Raw genomic sequence first — 20,973 nt, forward strand, 5'->3', positions numbered from 1 at the left:
TTAAAGGTAGGTAACTATCTTTTCGTAAACTGCGACACCCCAAACTAAGGCTAGAATTAGCAAGCTCAATGTCACTGCCGCAGAAGCCATATCTTTAGCTCGTCCCGATAATACATGATACTCAATCCCTACTCGGTCAGTGAGCGCTTCTATCGACGAGTTAAGTAACTCAACAATTAATAATAACAAGTAAGGAATAAACAACATTAACCAATGATTTAATGACTGCGCAAGAACCACTGACAAGGGTAATAAACACACCCCTAAATAGATTTCAGAACGAAATGCCGACTCTTCTTTAAATGCCGCTTTAAAGCCTTTAATAGAACACTTGGTTGCTTTTAAAATACGCCCAAAGCCAATACCATTTGGCTTATTAACTAGGGGAATTTTTGGTTCTTTCATTTTTTACCTACCCGCTCAGAATTAACCTGATCATAATGATAAATTCTTACTCTGTCACCCAAATACGCTTGATTAAAAACTAGCAATCACCTGGAATACTGCTGGTGTTTGCGCGGGAAAACTGATTATTAGTTAATTGTTCTCTCAGTGCTTGTAGCGTTTTATAAACGCTTTTTAGCGATACCTTGTTACTTAACCAATGCGGAATGGAACCACTTGGATCAGCATAGGCTTGATGGCTGACCAACAAATTACTTTGTTGCTGCTCTAAACGCCAATAGGCGGTGAGGTCTTTAATACGCACAACGCCAGAGACTTCGGCTTTTGCATAAGGTTGGCTTTTGATTTGTAACTCGGTTTTGTGCTCATCTAAAGCGTGATAACAAGAGTAACTGACTAAATCTCTATCTGATACCGGCCAAGGCGAATTAAAGTGGGTATAAACAAGGGTTTCTGAAGGGCTTAAGCGCTCCATTAGCGTCACGCTTTTGACATTTTCGAGCCAGTTTGCGGCGTTGTCGGTATCACTGAGCAATGCCATAAAATCACTGGCCTTGGCATTTTTTACCAGCACAGAAGCATTAATTTCTAAAATACCAGTTTCGTGCTTTTTATAGCTAACCTTTATGCCGTTTTGCTGTTTGTAGGTTTGCCATTCAATAGGGTTAGCTACTGCCGCGAGACTCAAACATGCTAACCCTATCCATAGGCACAAGCGCATTTATTTAAAACCAATAAGGGTCTGTATTAAATGACGCGTGGCGACTTTGCTCCATCGCACTAACCAAAAACTCTGACTTTTGATCAAGCCATGATTGAATTTTTGTCAGCTCTAAGTCGTCTTGCCCTGCGCATAACTGCTTTAAGTACTCAAGAGTGCTTAACTCATAAATACCATGGGAGATATCAACCCACGGCATACGGAACTCATTTCTGTCTTCTTTATCGAACAAGGCACCTAAGCAGTTGCCGCTGAGTAATGAGTTTTCAAGACGGGTGCGTAGTGCCAAATAGTCTTTATCTGTAAACACTTGCTGCTCAGGAATAAGCTCGTGCATGTCGTGCCAATCTTTAGCAAATAAACGCTTAGCAATATCGGCAACTGGTTTTTCTGCAGCCTGAAACTCAGCCTGCCCCCATGATTTTCGCCATTGTTTTTCAATTAACCAGGTTGTTAATTGTAATAATAAGCGGTTGTATCGGGTGCTATGAAAAAGAGTTTCGATATCTTCAATACTTGGCTGTAACTCTTTTAAGTCATTAATAACTTGTGTGAGCTCAGGCGCACTGTTGATTTTTTTGTAGTATGCGTGGCGCTTAGATGTGTAGGTTTTTAGCTGAATAGCATTTTCAACCCACGCTAATTCGCTCAATAACCACTTTAACTCTGTTCGCAATGAGTCGGTATCGTCTTTACTAACAATATCGTCAAACAGCCAAAATGTATGGCGAATTAAACGAATACCGTCGGTGACACGCTTAAGGGTTTTTAAGCTTGGTTTTATGAAGTAGCAGGCTTCATGTTTTTGTACAAAGCGAATCGCGTAGTTAATGCTTTCTACTAAAGCTTGTTCTTGGGTTGCACCACGTTTTAGTGGCACAAAGCCAATTGATTTGCTTGCTTTTAATGGTTTGTCATCTGCAAGACGATAACCTCGAGCGGCTTTAGAATAGAGCCCTAAGCGAACGTTGCTTTCACTTACCAGTTTATCTGCCAAAGCAAACAACTCATTGCGACTACCTTCAATCAGTTCGATTTCAAGTTCAGAGATTGGCTCAACCTGACCCGACGCAGCAACTTCACCTTTATCTAATACCACTTCAATTTTTGCGCCATTTTCGGTTTCGAGTAACCAAGTACGGCGTATAAAGTTAGTGCTAAAAATTGGGTATAGGTTTTCTGCAATACCAGTCACTTGCATGCCATGCGGCCAAATAGCAGCATCAAATGCGAGTAAATCGGGGCGGTTACCTGACAGTGGTAAATTGTATTCTGGGCGCTGATGTAAGCCGCCAACCACTTCGCCGGCAAGCTTGATGGTTTGCTCACACTCACCATCGCAACAGCGAGTACGAAGGCCAATATCTAAAGCACGTAGTTCTCGGCTTGGCGTATCGTAATAAGCATTTTGTAAGTTGCGTGACGGTTTATTGGTAACGGTTTTTGCAAATTGGGTAATTAATGCGGGGATCAGTGGAACAACGGCATCTGACACCAAAAACTTCAGTTCTATCTCAGTATCCATTCGCTTTGCGGAGTACATTTAAAATAAATAAGTGATCAAAATAAACAAAGCAGACTGTTAATGCAAATTTTTTCCTGTTTTTTGCGGTTAAGCTCACGCATGGATTACAATATCAGCCTTGCTATTAATAGTTGAAATCCCTACTATCTCTATACATAAAGAAATTATAAATTTAGCCACTTCTAGGCAAGATCACATTAACAAGGTAGATTGATGTTAAAACAGTGTATTTTTGGGTTGCTCCTTGCGGCCACCTCTTTTATTAGCTACGCAGAAGAAGCGCCAAGCAGCGATAACCAAAACACCGCCTACATAGTCGATAACCTGTACACCTTTATGCACTCAGGCCCAAGTAAAAACTACCGCATTTTGGGCTCAGTTGATGCTGGTACGCAAGTTGTGTTGTTGTCAGGTGAAGATAATGGCTACTTTAAAATTCGTGATGATAAAGATCGTGAAGGTTGGGTAGAGTCAAAATTTGTTACTGAAAACGCGGGTATTCAACAACAGTTTCAAGCGCTGAATAACGACATGACGGTAATGCAAGAGCAGCTTCGCCAAGCTGAAATTGAGTTGCCACAACTACAAGAGCAGAACAAATCACTAACAGAGCAAAACCTAGCTCTTAGCAAGCAAATCGAAACACTTAAGAACACCATTGAGTCTGAGCGCAATGCAAAGCAAACAGCTAGTGCTAAAGAGAAGCGTCAGCTACTTACATATGGCGGCGCAATTGCATTTATCGGCTTACTGTTAGGTATTATCTTAACCGTGGTGTTATCTCGCCGTAAACGTTACGACGGCTGGGCATAAGCCACTAATTAGTCAATAAAAAAGCACCTGATGGTGCTTTTTTTGTATCTATATATCGAACCTTAGTCCGGTATCTTGTTTAATTTTTTCGATCACCATATAGGTGTGATGCGTACCTACCCCTGGGATATCAACTAAATCCCCCAGCACTTGGCGGTATTCATCCATATCTGAGACTCGTACTTTTAATAAGTAGTCATAGCCACCAGCAACCATGTCGCATTCAACCACTTGTGGAATATTTAAAATATATTCACGAAAGACTTTAAATACCGATGTATTCGAGGTCACTAACGATACCTGCACATGTGCTAACAAGCTCTGGTTAAGCTTTGCTTCGCTAAGCTTTGCGTAATAGCCTTCGATGTAGCCTTCTTGCTCTAAACGTTTTACACGATCTAGACACGGGCTTGGGCTCAGATTTACCTGTTTTGCGAGGTTTACGTTCGATATTCTGCCATTTTTTTGCAGAGCGTCTAAAATTGCTAAATCGATGCGATCTAACATGCGTAATCTATTCGGACTGGTCATAACAGAATTTTATGCGGCTAAGTTAACGGTATGCCCTGTAAATTATCGTAAATCGAAAAATTTAACCAGCATATTCTGCTGGATTTTAATTAGAATGCACGAATTATATCAATGGTAAGAAATGCAATAAGTTCATTTCTAGACTCCACATACCAGAGGGTTACATATGCTATTTAATGGCGATTTGACAACTGAATGTCCAATTAGACAAAAGATCCGTGATTTCTACCGTATTGACGAAAATGCGGTTATTGATCATATTTTGCCTTTGGCTGAAGTAGGCGTGAAAGCGCGTAGCCGAGCGTGGGAACGTGCTCGTCAAATGGTTTTAAATATCCGTCGCGATCAGGATGGTCAAAGCGGTGTAGATGCACTATTAAATGAATTCTCACTTTCAAGTGAGGAAGGCGTTGTATTAATGTGTCTTGCAGAAGCACTATTACGTGTTCCAGATAAAGCAACGCAAGAGTCACTAATTCGTGACAAACTTGCTAAAGGAGACTGGAGCTCGCATTTAGGTAGCAGCGATTCTTTATTTGTAAACGCCTCTTCTTGGGGTCTGTTAGTAACCGGTAAAATGGTTAACTACAGCGACAAGTCAAAAGAGCAGCAATTCGGTGTTCTTAAGAAAACAATTGGTCGTTTAGGTGAGCCTGTTATTCGTAAATCTGTGAACTTCGCGATGAAGATCATGGGTAAGCAATTCGTTATGGGTCGTACTATCGACGAAGCAATTGAACGTGCAGCCGATAAAGAGCAAAAAGGCTACGTATACTCATACGATATGCTAGGTGAAGGCGCACGCACAATGAAAGATGCAGAGCGTTACTTCAACAGCTACATGACAGCTATCCACGCGATTGGTAAAGCAGCAAATGGCCGTGGTCCAATCAAGAGCCCTGGTATCTCAGTTAAAATTTCTGCGATTCACCCACGTTATGAATTCACACATCGTGAACGTGTTATTGCTGAAATCGTACCTAAGTTAAAAGAACTTGCGCTTGCAGCGAAAAGCTACGATATCGGCTTTACTGTTGATGCTGAAGAAGCTGATCGTTTAGATATCTCTTTAGATGTTATTGAAGCGGTATTCAGTGATGACGATTTAGGTAACTGGAACGGCTTTGGTTTAGCAGTTCAAGCATACCAAAAGCGTGCTATTTTTGTCGTTGAGTGGGTTGCAGAGCTAGCTCGTCGCGTTGGTCGTAAACTAATGGTTCGCCTTGTAAAAGGTGCATACTGGGATACAGAAATCAAAACCACTCAACAAGATGGTTTAGATCATTACCCAGTATTTACACGTAAAGCGACCACTGACGTTTCTTATAAAGCCTGTGCTATCAAATTACTTGAAGCACGTGATGTACTGTACCCGCAATTTGCTACACACAATGCCTACACTGCAGCAACAATCTTAGAAGTTGCAAAAGGTGATAACGAAGGTTTTGAATTCCAACGCCTACACGGTATGGGTGAGTCGTTATTCGACCAAATCGTAACCCAAGAGAAAATTCAATGTCGTGTTTACGCACCAGTGGGTCAACACGAAGACTTACTTGCCTACTTAGTACGTCGTTTATTAGAAAACGGTGCTAACTCATCATTCGTAAATGCGATTGTTGATACCACAAAACCTGTTGAGTCACTATTACCTGACCCTGTAGAAACACTGCAAGGTTTACGTAACAAGTACAACACGCAAATTAAGATGCCTATTGATTTATATGGCGAAGAACGTGCTAACTCAAAAGGCATGGACTTAACTGATATCAATGTAATCACACCATTTAAAGAAAACCTTGATACCTGGTTTGCTGAGCACCGCATTGAATTAAGCGATGTGCCAGAAGGCTCTCTTCCTGTGAAGAACCCTGCAAATCACAAAGAAATCATTGGTCATGTGAAACTACAATCTTCTGACGAAATGACTGCTCTTTTAGAAAATGCAGAAAAAGCATTTGAGTCATGGTCACAAACGCCAGTAAAAGAGCGCGCAAACTTATTACGTCGTGTTGCTGACATCTTAGAGCGTCATCACGATGAGTTAGTGGCACTATGTATCAAAGAAGCAGGTAAAGTAACGCAAGATGGTATCGATGAAGTTCGTGAAGCAGTGGATTTCTGCCGCTACTACGCAGCACGCGCTGAAGAACTTTCTGAAGATGAGCGCTTTGAAGCACGTGGGGTGATCTTATGTATCAGCCCATGGAACTTCCCACTTGCAATCTTCTTAGGTCAAGTAGCTGCAGCAATCGTGACTGGTAACACAGTTATTGCTAAACCTGCTGAGCAAACAAGCTTAATCGCACTTCGTACCATTGAACTGATGCTATCTGTAGGTTTACCAGAGCACGTTGTACAACCTGTTATTGCTCGTGGTAGCGAAGTAGGTAAAACTATCGTTCCTGATGAGCGCATTCAAGCTGTTATGTTCACAGGTTCTACAGAAACAGGTACTGTTATTTCGCAAACACTTGCTGCGCGTAATGATATTCAAGTACCGCTTATCGCTGAAACAGGCGGTCAAAACTGTATGATCGTTGACTCAACCGCTCTACCAGAGCAAGTTGTTGACGATGTGATCAGTTCAGGTTTCCAAAGTGCTGGTCAACGCTGTTCTGCACTGCGTGTATTATTCTTACAAGAAGACGTTGCTGATGGCATCATTGAGATGATCAAAGGTGCTTTAAAAGAGCTTCACGTTGGCGACCCGTCATTGCTTTCAACGGATATCGGTCCTGTTATCGACGAAAAAGCACTGAAAAATTTAAATGACCATGTTGAATACTTAAAAGGTAATGCGACACTTCACTATGAGTGTGCTATTCCTGATAACAATGAAAATGGTGCTTACTTCTTTGCACCTCGTTTATACGAAATCAAAGATTTATCTGTACTTAAGCGCGAAGTATTTGGCCCATGTGTACATATCATCCGCTTTAAAGGCACAGAGCTTGATAACGTGATTGACCAAATCAATGGCACAGGCTTTGGCTTAACAATGGGTGTGCATTCGCGTATCGAAGAGCGCTGTGAATACCTAGCGAAAATGTCACGTGCAGGTAACGTTTACATCAACCGTAATATGATCGGTGCGATTGTTGGCGTACAACCTTTCGGTGGCCGTGGTTTATCTGGTACTGGTCCTAAAGCGGGTGGCCCTAACTACCTACAACGTCTAGTGAAAGAAAAAGCATCACCAGATAACGTACAAATGACAAACCTAACACCTGATGAGTTAGATACTCACCACTATTCAGGTGCAGCTGAGCAGGTTGCTACGCTAATGGATAACTCATTACGCGACGAGAAAATCTGGCGTGCAACACCACTGAACGACCGAGTTTCTGCTGTACGTCAATTACTTGCAAAAGTAGCGACTGTAGAAATTATCGACGAGCTTGCAGATGATTTAGCATTAACGCTAGCTGATGCCCGTGCGCAACTTAACCGTCTTGAAAAACACATGCGTAAGCACACTGTGTTACCTGGACCAACGGGTGAGTCAAACACACTTCACTTAGAGCCTCGTGGCTGTGTGGTTTGTTATGCTGATAAGAGTACGTCATTTAACTTCTGGGCAATTTCGATTATCACAGCACTTGCTGCTGGTAACACAGTAATCACGGTTGCTTCTGAGTTATTCTTTGACGAAGCAGTTGCATTCAGAGACAAGTTTATCTCAACAGGTATCGCTGAAGGTGTATTCCAAGTAGCTAAACCTAATCAGTTACAAGCTATCTTGGCGCACCCTCACCTTGCAGGTGCGGTTGTTGCAGCTCGTTCATCACGCTTAGGCTACTTCAGCCAGCAGCTAGCACAACGTAAAGGTGCAATCCTGCCAGTGATCAGCTCTGAGTACTACGACACGCTAATCAAGCGCTTACTAACTGAGAAAACAATCAGTGTTGATACAACCGCTTCAGGTGGTAACACATCACTAATGACCTTAGTTGAAGACGACGAGTAATCGTATAAGTTAAAGGAAATTAAACTTTCCTGAGCTACTTAAAAGCCCTCGCATTTGCGGGGGCTTTTGATTTTACAGATACCTTTTTATTATTCTTGTTTACCGAGCTACAAATTTTCTGCTAGTTTTATAGTAATGTATTCGACTAGAAGTAAAGGCTTTGAAAACACTCCCTATCAATCAACTTAAGCCCGGCATGTTTGTCCAAAGTGTGACAAAACAAACAGGCAAGATCCGTATAAAAAACCAAGGTTGGGTAAAAACACAGGGAAGTATAGATAAGCTGATCAAGGCTGGCATATTAGAAATAGCTATCGACCCGGACAAAACTCTGACCTTAGACAATGAGAATAAAGTGGTTGAGCAGCAACATAATCCGCAACCTGTTGGCGAGACTAGCGCTTTTGATCCTTGGCACACAACCCATAGTGTGTCGGCAGAAATGGGCAAAGCAAACAGCTTATATAACGAAGCAAGATCATTGCAAAGCAAAGCCTTTGACGATATCCGCGATGGCAACAAAATTGATATTGCCCCTTTCAAAGAACTCGCAAGTGGCTTTATTGATTCGGTTTTTCGTAATCAAGATGCGCTTGCCTGTATCACTCGTATGCGTGAAAAAGATGCTTACCTACTTGAGCATTCTATCAATGTATCAATTTTGATGAGTATTTTTGCTAAGCACTTAGGTATTGAAAAAGCCATTATTGAAGAGCTTGCGACCGGTGCTTTACTTCACGATATTGGCAAGATCAATATTCCCGATGAGATACTCAATAAGCCTGGCAAGTTAACTGACGAAGAGTACCAAGCTATTCAAGATCATGCTCGTTTCAGTAAAGAAATTTTAGAGCAAGCAGGCTTGAGCGGGATTGCTGTTGATATAGCTGGCTTCCATCACGAACGCTTAGATGGCAGTGGCTACCCATTTGGTAAAAGTGGTGAAGAGATAAGCTTGTACGTACGTATGGCCTCGATTGTTGATGTGTATGATGCATTAACCGCTGAGCGGGTCTACAAAGCAGGCATGGAGCCAATTAAGGCCTTTAAAATACTTAAAGATGGTTGCCCAGATAGCTTTGACGGAGACCTAGTCACTAAGTTTATTCAGTGCATCGGTGTTCACCCAGTCGGCACCTTAGTGAAACTTGAAAGCCAAAAATTAGGTGTGGTCACTCACAGTAACCCTACAAGTCCTTTAAAACCTCAAGTTAAAGTGTTTTATAACGCTAAACATGCACGCTATACCGAAGTGCAAGATATTGATTTGGCTAACAGCCGCTGTCACGATAGCTTAGAATCAGCAGTCAGGCCGAGAGACTTTAACATCGACCTGATCCGCTTTTTTAAAAGTGCAATTCTACCTTAGCCCTTAAACTAAAGACTGGCTACTCAGGCCAGTCTTGTAATGCTTTTAACGTAAACTCATAGCCATCGTAGCTTAATAAGCTCTGCTCTGGTGTGATTTCAATGACTGATAACACGCCGATGTTATCTCCTTCGTATAACTCACGCCCATTTAACTTGATCCAGCGCTTCGATGTTTCTGAAGCATAAATATGCGCTTGGTATTTAATGGTAGGAATAAGGCTTTGTAATGCATCAGGCAAGAGCTCAATTGGCTCTGCATAAGACGTATTTTTAGTGCTACGGGTAATATCAACACTGTGTTTGTTATCAACATCTTCAACCGCTTTAGCAAAAGCATCTTTCAATGTATCTGGTACATCTTTGAGCTCATCATTTGTTGATGATTGAGAAGCAGGTTGAGTTGACTGACCATTAAGTGGCTTGCCGAGCACTTTGTATTTACTTAAATCAATGCCATTACTGCTCATTTGCTGCGGATTGATTTGTTGCATTGGCTGCGAAAACTGTGGCTGTGACTGATACACTGGCTGATTTTGATACACAGCTTGTTGCTGGTACTGAGGTTGTACTTGATAACCTTGATTTGCATACACAGGGGCTGAATTTACCGGAACTTGTACCCACTGATATTGCTGACCTTGCACTGGCACCTGCTGCATCATTTGTTGCGGTACAGATTGTTGCACTTGCCCTTGTTGCATCGTTGTTACTTGGGCTGGGTTATTGGTCGCTTGCGGGTTTTGGCTTTGCGCTACTTGCTGTTGCTTAGCGGGTTGCTGTGTTTCAGGACTTGCCTGAACCTCAGTGGCAACGTTTTCTGTGGTTTCATTACTGTTATTAACAAGCTTTGGCTGCTCAGCAACAGGTTTAGTTTGCTGTAACCATTTACCAATCGAAAATCCTGCCATAAGCGTTAATATAGCCGCCAGTAATAGCCCAAATGAAAAAGCTAAGCGTCGATACCGTGTTAATTCTTGCTGTTGTTTGAGCGCAAGTGCGGCTTGGTCATGATCAACGGCAGTTTGTGCGTGCTGATCAGATTGTTTAATTGCATCTAGTAATAATGACATAAATGAACACTCGTTATATTAGGTAGGATAAACCAATACCCATTCCTAATACGGCTAAAAATGAAACTGGGTAAAGCCAAACATAACTCGGCTCTTTATTTGCTACAGCAACAGGAGTGCTGGTTGGCGGCAGTGCTTCTGCGGCTGAGCGCATCACAAGCTCGCTGTCGATACTCAATTTTTGCTGTGAAAAAGCTCCCACTAAACAGCGCTCACATAATAAATTGATCAATCTTGGTACGCCTTGAGTAACCTGATAAATCGCTTTTAACGCATCCCCTGAGAACAATGCTTGCTCTGTGCCCGCTTTAAATAAACGGTGCTTAACATAGGCAAACACTTGCCCTTCTGTCAGTGGTAATAAGTGATAACGCGCAGTAATACGCTGGGCAAGTTGCCTTAATTCAGTACGTTTTAGTAGTTCTTGAAGCTCAGGTTGCCCTACTAATACAATTTGCAGCAGCTTTTTATGATCTGTTTCGATATTGGTTAACAAGCGCAGCTGCTCTAGCACATCAGGTGCGAGTAATTGTGCTTCATCAATAATTAAGATGGTGTGACCGCCCGCTTGATTGTTTGCCTCAAGGTGCTTTTTAATCACATCAGTAAGGGTCTTCAAAGTCGCATTAGTACTGTCATATTCAATCTTTAATTCGTCACAAATACTGGCAAGCAGTTCAAGCTGTGACAAAGCCGGATTATGAATTTGTGCCACTTGGGTGTTTTCAGGTAACTGCTCTTGCAAGCTTCTAGTTAGTGTTGTTTTACCTGTACCCACTTCGCCTGTTAACAAAACGAAGCCACCCGCTTCACCTAATCCATAGGTAAGGTGCGCTAATGCCTCTTTATGGCGTTCACTAAGAAATAAATACTCAGGATTTGGGGCAATCGAAAAGGGTTTTTCTGACAAGCCAAAATAGCTTAAATACACCGTGTTATTCCTTGCGTTTAAAATCACGGTCTATAATGGCAAAAAACATCGCTACTTAAAACCTTGTTTACATTTTATTGGTTAAATAACGTAAAATAGCGAAAAGGCAAAATTATAGGTGTTTTATGCAGGTTTATTTAGTCGGTGGTGCAGTCAGAGACGCCCTACTTGGTCGTGACGTTAAAGAGCGCGACTATGTGGTAGTTGGTGCAACGCCTGAACAACTTATCAACCAAGGCTATCAACAAGTTGGTAAAGATTTTCCGGTATTTTTACACCCACAAAGTAAAGAAGAATATGCGCTAGCGCGCACTGAGCGAAAACAAGGCCAAGGTTACACCGGCTTCATTTGTGATTTCACGCCAGATATCACATTAGAGCAAGACTTAATTCGTCGAGATCTCACCGTAAATGCCATTGCTCAAGCTCAAGATGGCAGCTTAGTCGACCCATTTTCTGGTCAGCAGGATCTTGAAAGTCGTGTATTACGTCATGTCTCCGATGCCTTTAGTGAAGACCCTCTACGCATATTACGCGTGGCGCGTTTTGCTGCTCGTTATCATTACCTCGGCTTTACTATTGCGCCAGAAACCAAGGCGCTTTTAATTGATATGGTCAAAGCCAAAGAGCTAAACACACTAACTGCTGAACGCGTTTGGTTAGAATGCGAAAAATCCCTCAGTGATGGCGCATTTTGCGAGTTTTTAAATGTACTTGATAGTATTGGCGGCCTGCATGTAATTAGCCCTGAGCTTGAAAGTAAATGGTGTGATGAGCTTTACCATACCTTACAAGCTCGCTTTGCCTATGCGAATAAACTGCAAGTTAGTGACACTGCGTTATTATTTAGCCAAGTTACCTTAGCGCTTTCAAGCGACGAGATAAAAGCGATAGCTAGTAATATACGCTTACCTAATGAAGTGCGCGATTTAGCGCTATTTAGCCAAACACATCAAACAACGTTAAGTGCAGAAAAACCATCTAGCGAGGCCGTTTTTGCCTGCTTTAACCAACTTGATTTATGGCGTCGTCCTGAACGTTATGAGCAAGTATTAAAGGTGTTAGAGATAAGCCAGCAACAGCCAGTAGCCCGCTATGACTCTTTAGTAAATGCAGCCACACAAGCACGAGCAGTCAACCCGCAACAGTTTATTGCACAAGGTATTAAAGGCGCAGAAATAAAAACCGCGCTTGAGCAAGCGCGGTTAGAGATTATTAAAGGCTACTTTTCGTAGCGCACTAAACGCAAATAAACATCGGACGTTTTTGCGTGAAGGCTGTTGATGCCTTTATCAAATTGATACACCCAAGCTAGATCAGTGCGACTGATCCCTGAAGTGCTACTCCAGTAGTTTTGCAGCTCAGTCGATAAAAATGCGTTTTCGTTAATGCTAGGCTGCACACAACTATGCTCTAAAATACTTGCTAACTCTTTAACATTTGGTACATGCCAATCGCTGTAATCAGCAAAAGTTGCATTTTCAGCCCCGCGTAAAGCTTCGCCCCACGTAAGTTGCTGGCTCGTGCCCTCGCAAGTATCTGTGTCACTATCATAGCTTTGACCAAACGTACAACGTTGCCACATAAGACCCGTTTCGCTATCACTTACAGTGCCATCTTCATTAATTACAAAACGGCTATCAGGGGTCGTCTCTGTGACGGCGCTGTAACATACTTGCGCAGCAGCAAAACCCGATTGCAGAGCAATACCGGTAATTACTGTGATTAAAGGTAACTTTCGCATATTACTCTCCCGGCGTTCTAACTAAGCGCACAAAGGCGGTATTACTTTTTGGATATGCTAAGTCATTAGCACTACTCATATCGATAATATAAGCTTGCGATAAACTCGTACCATCTGCCGCTGTTTGCGAAGTCCAATAAGGCATAAATGAACTGCTACCGGTACTTAGCTGAGTATCACTTGGTTGATTTGGGAAGAAATCACTATTAAGTAACGTAGACTCACCTTGCTTGGCATAATCTAATAACCCTAATAACTCGGTGTAAGTTGGCACACGCCAATTTGTACCACCGCAAAAATCGTTGCTGTTCACATCATTAATGTAAGTTTGCAGGCCACAGTCGCTGGTGCTTGGGCAAGTAGAGCTCGCAGCCCCTTGCACACTGCCTGTTTGCACACCACTTGAACCATTTAAATACCAAGTATAATGGTTTGTTGCTGCACGATCAGCTGTCGACGGTGGTAATGTTGAACTGGCTTCTTTTACTTCCCAAATAAGGCCCGTCACATTATCTCGAACACAACTAAAGCTGGTCGCATCATCTGGGAGTTCGTCGGCAAATTCATTCATTTTAGTAAAATCAAACGCTAAGTCGCCCTGACCTACTTTATCTAGTTGGTTTGCGACACTATCACGACCTACATCGGCGTCTTGGCTTGGGAAGTCTTCGCTGTCACAATTAATTTTTTGTGAGTTGTTATAGCAATCACTCATGCCTGTATCGTTAATTAAACCAAGTGGTTTTGGGCTAATATCGATAATCACAGTATCAGTGTCGCTTCGCGATTTACTGTCGGTCACGGTAACTTCAAAACTAAGCTCTGAATCGGTATCAACATCAGGGGCTACAAACGTCGTGATACACTGGTTCTGGTTTGCCAAGGTCACAGTTTCGCCTGTTAATTGCTCCCAAAAACATGACTTTGTTGCCGTCACAATTTCACTATTGCTGGCATCAAGGGTAACGGTATCAAACTCGATAACCTGCTGATCTTCGCCTGCATCCGCAATAATTACTTCAACGGTTTTGTTTAAGGTAAACGACGCCTCAGTGCTTGCTGAGCCACCTTCATCATCCGTTACAGTTAAACGCCACGTCATCGCTGTATTTGATTCAAGTAGTGGGTGAGTAAAGCTAATGGTTTGATTGTTGTAGCTGTCAGCCGTTAAATCCGGGCCATCAAGTTGCGTCCACAAGTAACTGTCAACTGAGCCATTTTCATCAATATCAGCAGACTCTTCGCCACTTAATGTAATAACATCATTATATTGCGATGGTAACTCTTCAGGAGCTGTTTGCGTGATCACTGCAACAGGCAGTTGGTTATTTGATGTAATAAAAATACTGACTTGATCGGAAACAAGTTGCCCATCGGTTTGATAATTCACTTTTAAAACAAGTTCAGAGTCGAGTTTAATATCAGGCGCGGTAATGGTTTGTTCAGCGCCCTCTGCAGGGAACCCTTCTAGTGCGGGGCCACTGACTCGCTCCCAAGTAAAGGTGCCATCAGCTGGTGAGCCTTGGGCAGAGACAGTAAATTCACTTTTTTCAATAATTTGCTGATCTGAGCCTGCATTAACTGTTGCTGCCACTGGATTCGAATCACTCGAACCGCCACCGCCGCCACAGGCTGTTAATGTCGTTAATGCAACTAGGGTAAGAGGCACTAATCTCATGTTTACCACCTTAAAATGCAAAGTCGGTCATGGCCGACTGCCAAATAAGCTAATAATAAGCAATTAAAGTGCCAGAGTCGGGGTTATAAATAACTTTCTTGATGAATACGTACGAAGAGCTTAGTGCCTATTTTACTGTAATCAACTTTGTACTCTCTGCCATCTAAGGCTTGGATAAACAACAAACGTTTTTCTTCTGCAAATACATCTGGGCTTGATACATACACCATCTCTAAGTAGCGCTCTTTGGCTTCACGACGGTTTTTTGGCAGGTCTTCTTTAAACGGCTCTAAACCATTTTGAGTAACTTTAATGCGTGGGTGGTTCTCACCATTCACAACCACTAAGTCGAGTTTTTTATCTTTATGTATAATTGTGTTTCGACCGCTTTTAATAAAAGAACGTTCTTGACTCATAGCCTTTTCCTACTACTTACTGCCACCTATAGCTTACTTTTTCTGTAAGCGAGTCTCTATAAACTCACTAGGATTCAGTTTCCAACGATTCAAATCAGCACTAAATTGCCAAATATCAACATCAAGTACATTGGCAGGCAATAATAAATCGTATCCTGTCAACTGCCTTAAATGCTGCGTACGATTGGCAAACATGGCAATCAGTCCTTTGTAAAGCTGACCACTTGGGGCAGTGTAGTCCGTCTCTTCTATTAACCATTTTGATGGGCAATCACCATTTTTGCAATGTTTTTGAATAACTTGCATAAATAGATGACGCTGCTCTATTAGTAATCGTCCGGCAATTCTTGGGTGAATCTGTGTTAAAAATTCATCTATGTTATTGAGTTTAATACCAACTGCATTTAACTCAAGGTATTCTAAGCCCTGTTCCACTTTTGGTATACCACTATGATGAAAATTAGCATGATTTAGCTGCCAATTCCCAACTTTGTGATGATAAATAAGTAAATTCTGAGTAAATGTTAGGCTAAAGTATGGTTCTTGAGTTTTTAAAAAGCCAATAAAAATTGCCGCTATGCAGGTTGTGGCTAAAAAAATCTCAACAATGCTAATTTCACCGGGCCTCAATAGGTTAACTAGCATAATAATGATTAACCCAATACCGCCCACAATTAAAAACTCACTGCCATGGCGGGATGCTTGTGCGCGCACTCTAAGTGCAGGAGGTTTCTTATCCATAAACAGAAAAGTAAAAAATAAACATCACAATTGTGACCAAAACTATCTTTCTAAGCGTTAAACAATAATTACATTTTGGTTCTTTACCCATACTAAAACCTCTCTTTTAGTCACAATAAAGGAACAAATTAGCCGAACTTTTAACTTTTACGCCAAATGCACAAATTTATGAGATACCTGACATACGGGGCACGTACTAATTTTGTACACTACACTCAACTAATTTTCTGGTAACACGATGATGTATTCTACACAATCTGGTAAAGCACTTTTTCCTTTTATTATTACCCTTTTGCTAGGGTTATGTATTTATTTGTATTTACCTTCAAGCCAAGGTGAGCAAAGCAACTTTGGCGACAGAGCAACGCAGGTGACAGCACACACTGTTACAGCCGAAGAAAATGCTGTGCTAATAGAAGCAATTGGTAGTGCTCGTGCTAACCAAGCGATTTATATTCGCAGTGCACAAAACGATTATGTTACCGATATCTTTTTCAATGATGGCGACTTAGTTAGTAAAGGTCAAAAACTGGTTCAATTGCAATCTCAAGAAGAAGAGTTAGCAGTGAAAGAGCTAAGCATTAATTTACGTGAAGAACGCCGTCAACTTGAACGCCTTACTGAGCTATCTCGCTCACAGGCTACGGCTAAATCGTTATTAGAAGAGCAGCTATCTCGCGTTGACGCAACCGAAGCACAACTTGAAAGCGCTAAAACAAAACTTGCCGAAATGACGATTAAAGCACCGTTTTCTGGCTTACTTGGTAAGCGCGAAATTTCAATTGGTACCTATGTTAGCAATACTACAAACATCACCACCCTTGATGATATCAGCATCATTAAAGTCGACTTTAAAGTACCAGAAAAATACCTAGCGCAGTTACAGCTAGGAATGAAAGTAATGACACAAAACGATGCTTACCCAGATAGAACCTTTAACGGTAAAGTGACGCATATTAGCTCGCGTATCGATTCAGTCACTCGTAGCGTTGAAGTGACTGCAAGCTTTATCAATGAAAAAGGTCTATTACGCCCAGGTATGCTGTTAAACACCGCATTAGAGTTAAGCTCAAACCAAGCGCTAATGGTACCAGAGAAAGCCGTCATTCCTCAGCAAGACAAACACTACGTGTTCCAAATTGAAGATGGCGTTGCTAACAAAGTCGAAGTACATGTGGCTGGTCGTCACAATGGCTGGGTAGCAATTGATAAAGGCCTTGAAAATGGTCAGCAAGTTGTGACTGAAGGCATCATTAAGATCCGTACTGGCAGCAAAGTAAGTATCAAGGGCTAAACCATGAAAATTACTGATACTAGCGTTAAACGCCCGGTCTTTGCGATCGTAATAAACCTGTTGTTACTCACCTTTGGTTTGGTGGCTTTTTCTATGCTACCCCTGCGTGAATACCCAGATATTGAAACACCGATTGTCAGCGTTAGCACCGATTACACTGGTGCCAGCGCAGAGATTATTGAAACTAAAATCACCCAAGTACTCGAAAACCGCATTTCGGGTATCGAAGGCATTAAAAGTATTAACTCATCAAGCCGAAATGGCCGCTCAAATATAACCATTGAGTTTAATATCAGCCGCGATATTGATGCTGCATCAAACGATGTACGTGAACGTGTAGCCCGTGCCCTTGATAGCTTGCCAGAGCAAGTTCGCCCACCAGAGGTCTCTAAATCAAACAGTGATGAAAGCCCAATTGCCTGGTTCGTACTAAACAGTACCACTATGGATTCATTGCAGTTATCTGATTACGCACAGCGCTTTATTATTGACCGATTAGCGGTTGTTGATGGTGTCTCTAATGTACGCGTTGGTGGCGAGCGTAAATACGCAATGAAAATCTGGTTAAACCGTAAAGCGATGGCAGCACGCGGTATTACCAGTAGCGATATTGAAAACACCTTACGCACTGAAAACGTTGAATTACCTGCCGGTGAAATCGAATCTATCGACCGTGATTTTACAGTACGTACCGCGCGTAGTTATAAAGATCAGCGAGACTTTCGAAACCTAGTAATCAAACGTGGTGATGATGGCTATTTAGTACGTTTAGGTGAAGTGGCTGATGTTCACTTAGAAGCTGCTGACGACGAAAGCTTATTCCGTGGCAATGGCCGTAATATGATAGGTTTAGGTATCGTCAAGCAAGCCAAAGCCAATACCCTAACCGTGGTTGATAATGCCCGCGCAGAGCTTGAAAAAATTAAGCGTAACCTGCCAGAAGGCACCACCATTCAAGACAGCTATGACTCATCAATTTTCATCAAAGAGTCTATTGATGAAGTGTATAGAACCCTTGGGATTTCAATGGCGCTAGTTGTCTTGGTTATTTACCTATTTTTAGGCAATATCCGCGCAACCCTAGTACCTGCTGTAACCGTACCAGTGGCGTTAGTAGGCAGCTTTATGTTCTTGCTCGCTATGGGTTACTCAATCAACTTGTTAACTCTTCTGGCACTCGTGCTTGCTATCGGTTTAGTGGTAGATGATGCGATTGTAATGCTTGAGAATATTCACCGCCGTATAGAGCTCGGTGAACCACCACTGCTTGCTGCGTTTCGTGGTGCCCGTGAAGTTGGCTTTGCGATTATTGCCACCACACTCGTACTGATTGCGGTGTTCGTACCGCTAGTGTTTATGGATGGTCGTATTGGTGCCCTATTCACAGAATTTGCGATGGCAGTAAGTGCCGCGGTGTTCTTCTCGAGTATTACTGCATTAACCCTTTCTCCGGCGCTTTGTTCTAAAGTATTAAAAGCTTCAGAAAAAGAGAGTAAATTTAGCCAGTGGATGGATAGAACCTTTAACAAAATCGAAAACGCCTATCGTAACTCTCTCGCTTCAAATATGGGCCGTAAGTGGAGCTTACTACTGACTATGATTTTGGCTGGTGTTGCCAGCTTTATGCTGTTTCAAAAAGTGCCTTCAGAGCTTACTCCAAAAGAAGACCGCGGTACTTTCTTTATCATGATGAGTGGCCCAGAGGGCGCAAGTTATGAAAATAACGCTGCAAACATGGCTAAAATTGAAGAACGTTTAATGCCTTACTCTGAGTCTGGTGAATTGAGCCGAGTGCTTGTTCGTGTACCTGGATGGGGCGGCCAAGGTGGTGTTGCTATCATCGGTATGGCCGACTGGGATAAGCGTAAGCGCTCGACCTGGGAAGTAATGGATGAAATCAGCGGTAAAATGACTGAAGTGACCGATGTGCGTGCGTTTGCAATTATGCGCCGTGGTATTGGTGGCGGTGGTTCATCTCGCCCGATTGAATTTGTACTGCAAGGTAACGATTACGACCAGCTAGCCGATTGGCGAGACCGTATTATCAAACGTGCTGAGAAAAACCCGGGCTTGGTAAGAATTGACCACGATTACAAAGAAACATTCCCGCAGTTTTTAATCAACATTGATAAAAACAAAGCCGCTGATTTAGGGGTTTCTGTATCGGATGTGGGCCGCACACTCGAAACCATGTTAGGGCAACGCCGCGTAACAACCTTTATCGATCGTGGTGAAGAATACGATGTGATTTTAAAAGGCACCAAAGAAGACTTTGCTAACCCGACTGATATCTCAAATATCTATTTAAAATCACGTAGTGGCGAATTAGTACCGCTTGATAGCTTAATTAGCTTAAAAGAAGAAGCCACTGCATCGCGTTTAAACCGTTATAACCGTATGCGCGCAATTACGTTAAGTGCGAACTTAGCAGATGGTTATACCCTAGAAGAAGCGCTTAACTTTTTAAATCAAGTGGCAGCGGAAGAAAACGACATCGACGGTGCAATCGACTACAAGGGTGAATCGCAGCTGTTCTATGAAGGTGCATCGGCAATGACCTATGTATTCATACTAGCACTGACTGTGACCTTCTTAGTACTTGCAGCCCAGTTTGAAAGCTTTATTCACCCATTTGTGATCATGCTTACTGTGCCACTTGGTTTAGTGGGTGCGTTATTTGGCTTGTGGTACACCGGACTTACTCTGAATATTTACAGCCAAATTGGTATCGTAATGCTGATAGGCTTGAGTGCGAAAAACGGTATCTTGATTGTTGAGTTTGCAAACCAGCTGCGCGATAAAGGCGTAGAGTTTAACGAAGCGATTAGCCAAGCTGCGACACAACGTTTACGCCCAATTATTATGACCTCATTGACCACAGTAATGAGCTCGGTACCGCTAGTACTTGCAAGTGGCCCAGGTGCAGAAAGTCGCATGGTAATTGGTGTGGTGGTATTTACAGGTGTTATTGTTGCAACCTTACTAACCTTGTTCGTAGTACCTGCAGCATACAGCGCACTTGCCCGAAATACCCAGTCGCCTGAGTACTTACAGAGCAAGTTAGAACAACAAGCAAAAGACAAGCCGTTAGAAGAAATTTAAACGAGTTTGAGCTTTAACAAAACGCCGTCTTTACGGCGTTTTGTTTTTTCGGCTATAGTCAGCAAAACGGTAAGGGAGTGAAATATGGATAACAACATACAAATCGCCACTTTTGGCGGCGGCTGCTTTTGGTGTATTGATGCTGCATTTAGACGTGTAAAAGGCGTGCTTAATGTCAGCTCTGGCTATGCCGGCGGTGAGATTGAAAACCCAAGTTATCAGCAAATTTGTACTGGCTTAACGGGTCATGCTGAAGTGGTTCAGCTCGATTTTGACAGCAGTTTCGTGAGCTATAACACCCTACTTGAAATGTTCTTCACTTTACACGATGCCACACAGTTAAACCGCCAAGGTAATGATGTCGGCACTCAGTATCGAAGTGTTATTTACTATCATGATGGAAAGCAAAAAGCAGAATCTCAAGCCATGATTGATGCCTTACAAAAGCAAATTCGTGAGCCGATTGTCACCGAGCTTAGCCCGCTTACAAACTTTTACCCTGCAGAGCAGTACCATCAAGACTATTACAATGAAAACCCAAATCAAGGTTATTGCAGTATTCTGATTGCCCCTAAGCTTGCAAAGTTCGAACAGTATTACGCAGATAAACTAAAATGAAAAAAGCCCGCTAAGTAGGTAGCGAGCTTTTAGACGCAGAACT

At 42.3% G+C, this 20,973-nt stretch carries 17 protein-coding genes; 7 read left to right on the top strand and 10 right to left on the bottom strand.

Annotated elements, in window-relative coordinates:
* The 3 genes from HUS61_RS10740 to HUS61_RS10750 form a co-directional block, all read right to left on the bottom strand.
* Window positions 1–405 carry a diacylglycerol kinase gene (locus HUS61_RS10740; protein ID WP_175082414.1) on the bottom strand — a complete coding sequence of 135 codons (405 nt, stop codon included), beginning with the start codon at window positions 403–405 and terminating at the stop codon, window positions 1–3.
* A 79-nt stretch (window positions 406–484) separates the two neighbouring features.
* On the bottom strand, window positions 485–1,093 hold the full coding sequence (locus HUS61_RS10745; protein ID WP_175082415.1) for an START domain-containing protein: 609 nt from the start codon (window positions 1,091–1,093) through the stop codon (window positions 485–487).
* 37 nt (window positions 1,094–1,130) lie between these two features.
* Window positions 1,131–2,651 carry a CYTH and CHAD domain-containing protein gene (locus tag HUS61_RS10750; RefSeq protein ID WP_175082416.1) on the bottom strand — a complete coding sequence of 507 codons (1,521 nt, stop codon included), beginning with the start codon at window positions 2,649–2,651 and terminating at the stop codon, window positions 1,131–1,133.
* Between the two features lie 213 nt (window positions 2,652–2,864).
* Between HUS61_RS10750 and HUS61_RS10755 the strand changes: the two genes are divergently transcribed.
* On the top strand, window positions 2,865–3,464 hold the full coding sequence (locus tag HUS61_RS10755) for a TIGR04211 family SH3 domain-containing protein (RefSeq protein ID WP_175078429.1): 600 nt from the start codon (window positions 2,865–2,867) through the stop codon (window positions 3,462–3,464).
* Window positions 3,465–3,512: 48 nt separating this feature from the next.
* Here the strand turns inward: HUS61_RS10755 and HUS61_RS10760 are convergent, their stop codons facing one another.
* Entirely contained in the window at window positions 3,513–3,995 is a 483-nt protein-coding gene (locus tag HUS61_RS10760) for a winged helix-turn-helix transcriptional regulator (RefSeq protein WP_054551119.1), read from the bottom strand.
* A 166-nt stretch (window positions 3,996–4,161) separates the two neighbouring features.
* Here HUS61_RS10760 and putA point away from each other — a divergent pair, with 166 nt between their 5' ends.
* Entirely contained in the window at window positions 4,162–7,965 is a 3,804-nt protein-coding gene (gene putA / locus HUS61_RS10765) for a bifunctional proline dehydrogenase/L-glutamate gamma-semialdehyde dehydrogenase PutA (RefSeq protein ID WP_062566400.1), read from the top strand.
* A 160-nt stretch (window positions 7,966–8,125) separates the two neighbouring features.
* Window positions 8,126–9,334, top strand: coding sequence for an HD-GYP domain-containing protein (locus HUS61_RS10770; RefSeq protein ID WP_175082417.1), 1,209 nt, complete (start codon window positions 8,126–8,128; stop codon window positions 9,332–9,334).
* Between the two features lie 19 nt (window positions 9,335–9,353).
* On the opposite strand, the gene HUS61_RS10775 is transcribed toward HUS61_RS10770, so the two are convergent.
* Together HUS61_RS10775 and HUS61_RS10780 are read right to left on the bottom strand one after the other, a co-directional pair.
* Complete coding sequence (locus HUS61_RS10775; protein WP_175082418.1) at window positions 9,354–10,406, bottom strand: general secretion pathway protein GspB; 1,053 nt, start codon at window positions 10,404–10,406, stop codon at window positions 9,354–9,356.
* Window positions 10,407–10,419: 13 nt separating this feature from the next.
* Window positions 10,420–11,337 (bottom strand): ExeA family protein, encoded by a 918-nt coding sequence (locus HUS61_RS10780; RefSeq protein ID WP_058585795.1) that lies wholly within the window; start codon window positions 11,335–11,337, stop codon window positions 10,420–10,422.
* A 125-nt stretch (window positions 11,338–11,462) separates the two neighbouring features.
* On the opposite strand from HUS61_RS10780, the gene HUS61_RS10785 reads away from it, so the two are divergent.
* Complete coding sequence (locus HUS61_RS10785; RefSeq protein ID WP_175082419.1) at window positions 11,463–12,572, top strand: tRNA nucleotidyltransferase; 1,110 nt, start codon at window positions 11,463–11,465, stop codon at window positions 12,570–12,572.
* On the opposite strand, the gene HUS61_RS10790 is transcribed toward HUS61_RS10785, so the two are convergent.
* The 4 genes from HUS61_RS10790 to HUS61_RS10805 all read right to left on the bottom strand — a co-directional run bounded on the left by HUS61_RS10790 (window position 12,560) and on the right by HUS61_RS10805 (window position 15,916).
* Window positions 12,560–13,081: a DUF1566 domain-containing protein gene (locus HUS61_RS10790; protein ID WP_175082420.1), complete on the bottom strand. Its 522-nt coding sequence runs from the start codon at window positions 13,079–13,081 to the stop codon at window positions 12,560–12,562. The two genes, HUS61_RS10785 and HUS61_RS10790, sit on opposite strands and share 13 nt — an antisense overlap.
* Before the next feature lies 1 nt (window position 13,082).
* Entirely contained in the window at window positions 13,083–14,759 is a 1,677-nt protein-coding gene (locus HUS61_RS10795; RefSeq protein WP_175082421.1) for a DUF1566 domain-containing protein, read from the bottom strand.
* Between the two features lie 83 nt (window positions 14,760–14,842).
* Window positions 14,843–15,175 (bottom strand): hypothetical protein, encoded by a 333-nt coding sequence (locus HUS61_RS10800; protein ID WP_054551111.1) that lies wholly within the window; start codon window positions 15,173–15,175, stop codon window positions 14,843–14,845.
* A gap of 33 nt (window positions 15,176–15,208) precedes the next feature.
* On the bottom strand, window positions 15,209–15,916 hold the full coding sequence (locus HUS61_RS10805) for a DUF2982 domain-containing protein (protein ID WP_175082422.1): 708 nt from the start codon (window positions 15,914–15,916) through the stop codon (window positions 15,209–15,211).
* A gap of 241 nt (window positions 15,917–16,157) precedes the next feature.
* On the opposite strand from HUS61_RS10805, the gene HUS61_RS10810 reads away from it, so the two are divergent.
* The 3 genes from HUS61_RS10810 (at window position 16,158) to msrA (ending at window position 20,930) form a co-directional block, all read left to right on the top strand.
* Window positions 16,158–17,210, top strand: coding sequence for an efflux RND transporter periplasmic adaptor subunit (locus HUS61_RS10810; protein WP_105181361.1), 1,053 nt, complete (start codon window positions 16,158–16,160; stop codon window positions 17,208–17,210).
* A gap of 3 nt (window positions 17,211–17,213) precedes the next feature.
* On the top strand, window positions 17,214–20,312 hold the full coding sequence (locus tag HUS61_RS10815) for an efflux RND transporter permease subunit (RefSeq protein WP_175082423.1): 3,099 nt from the start codon (window positions 17,214–17,216) through the stop codon (window positions 20,310–20,312).
* Between the two features lie 84 nt (window positions 20,313–20,396).
* Window positions 20,397–20,930 carry a peptide-methionine (S)-S-oxide reductase MsrA gene (gene msrA / locus HUS61_RS10820; protein WP_175082424.1) on the top strand — a complete coding sequence of 178 codons (534 nt, stop codon included), beginning with the start codon at window positions 20,397–20,399 and terminating at the stop codon, window positions 20,928–20,930.
* Window positions 20,931–20,973 lie beyond the last annotated feature (43 nt).

Origin of the sequence: Pseudoalteromonas sp. 0802 (assembly GCF_013350085.1) — a bacterium.
Taxonomy (GTDB): domain Bacteria; phylum Pseudomonadota; class Gammaproteobacteria; order Enterobacterales; family Alteromonadaceae; genus Pseudoalteromonas.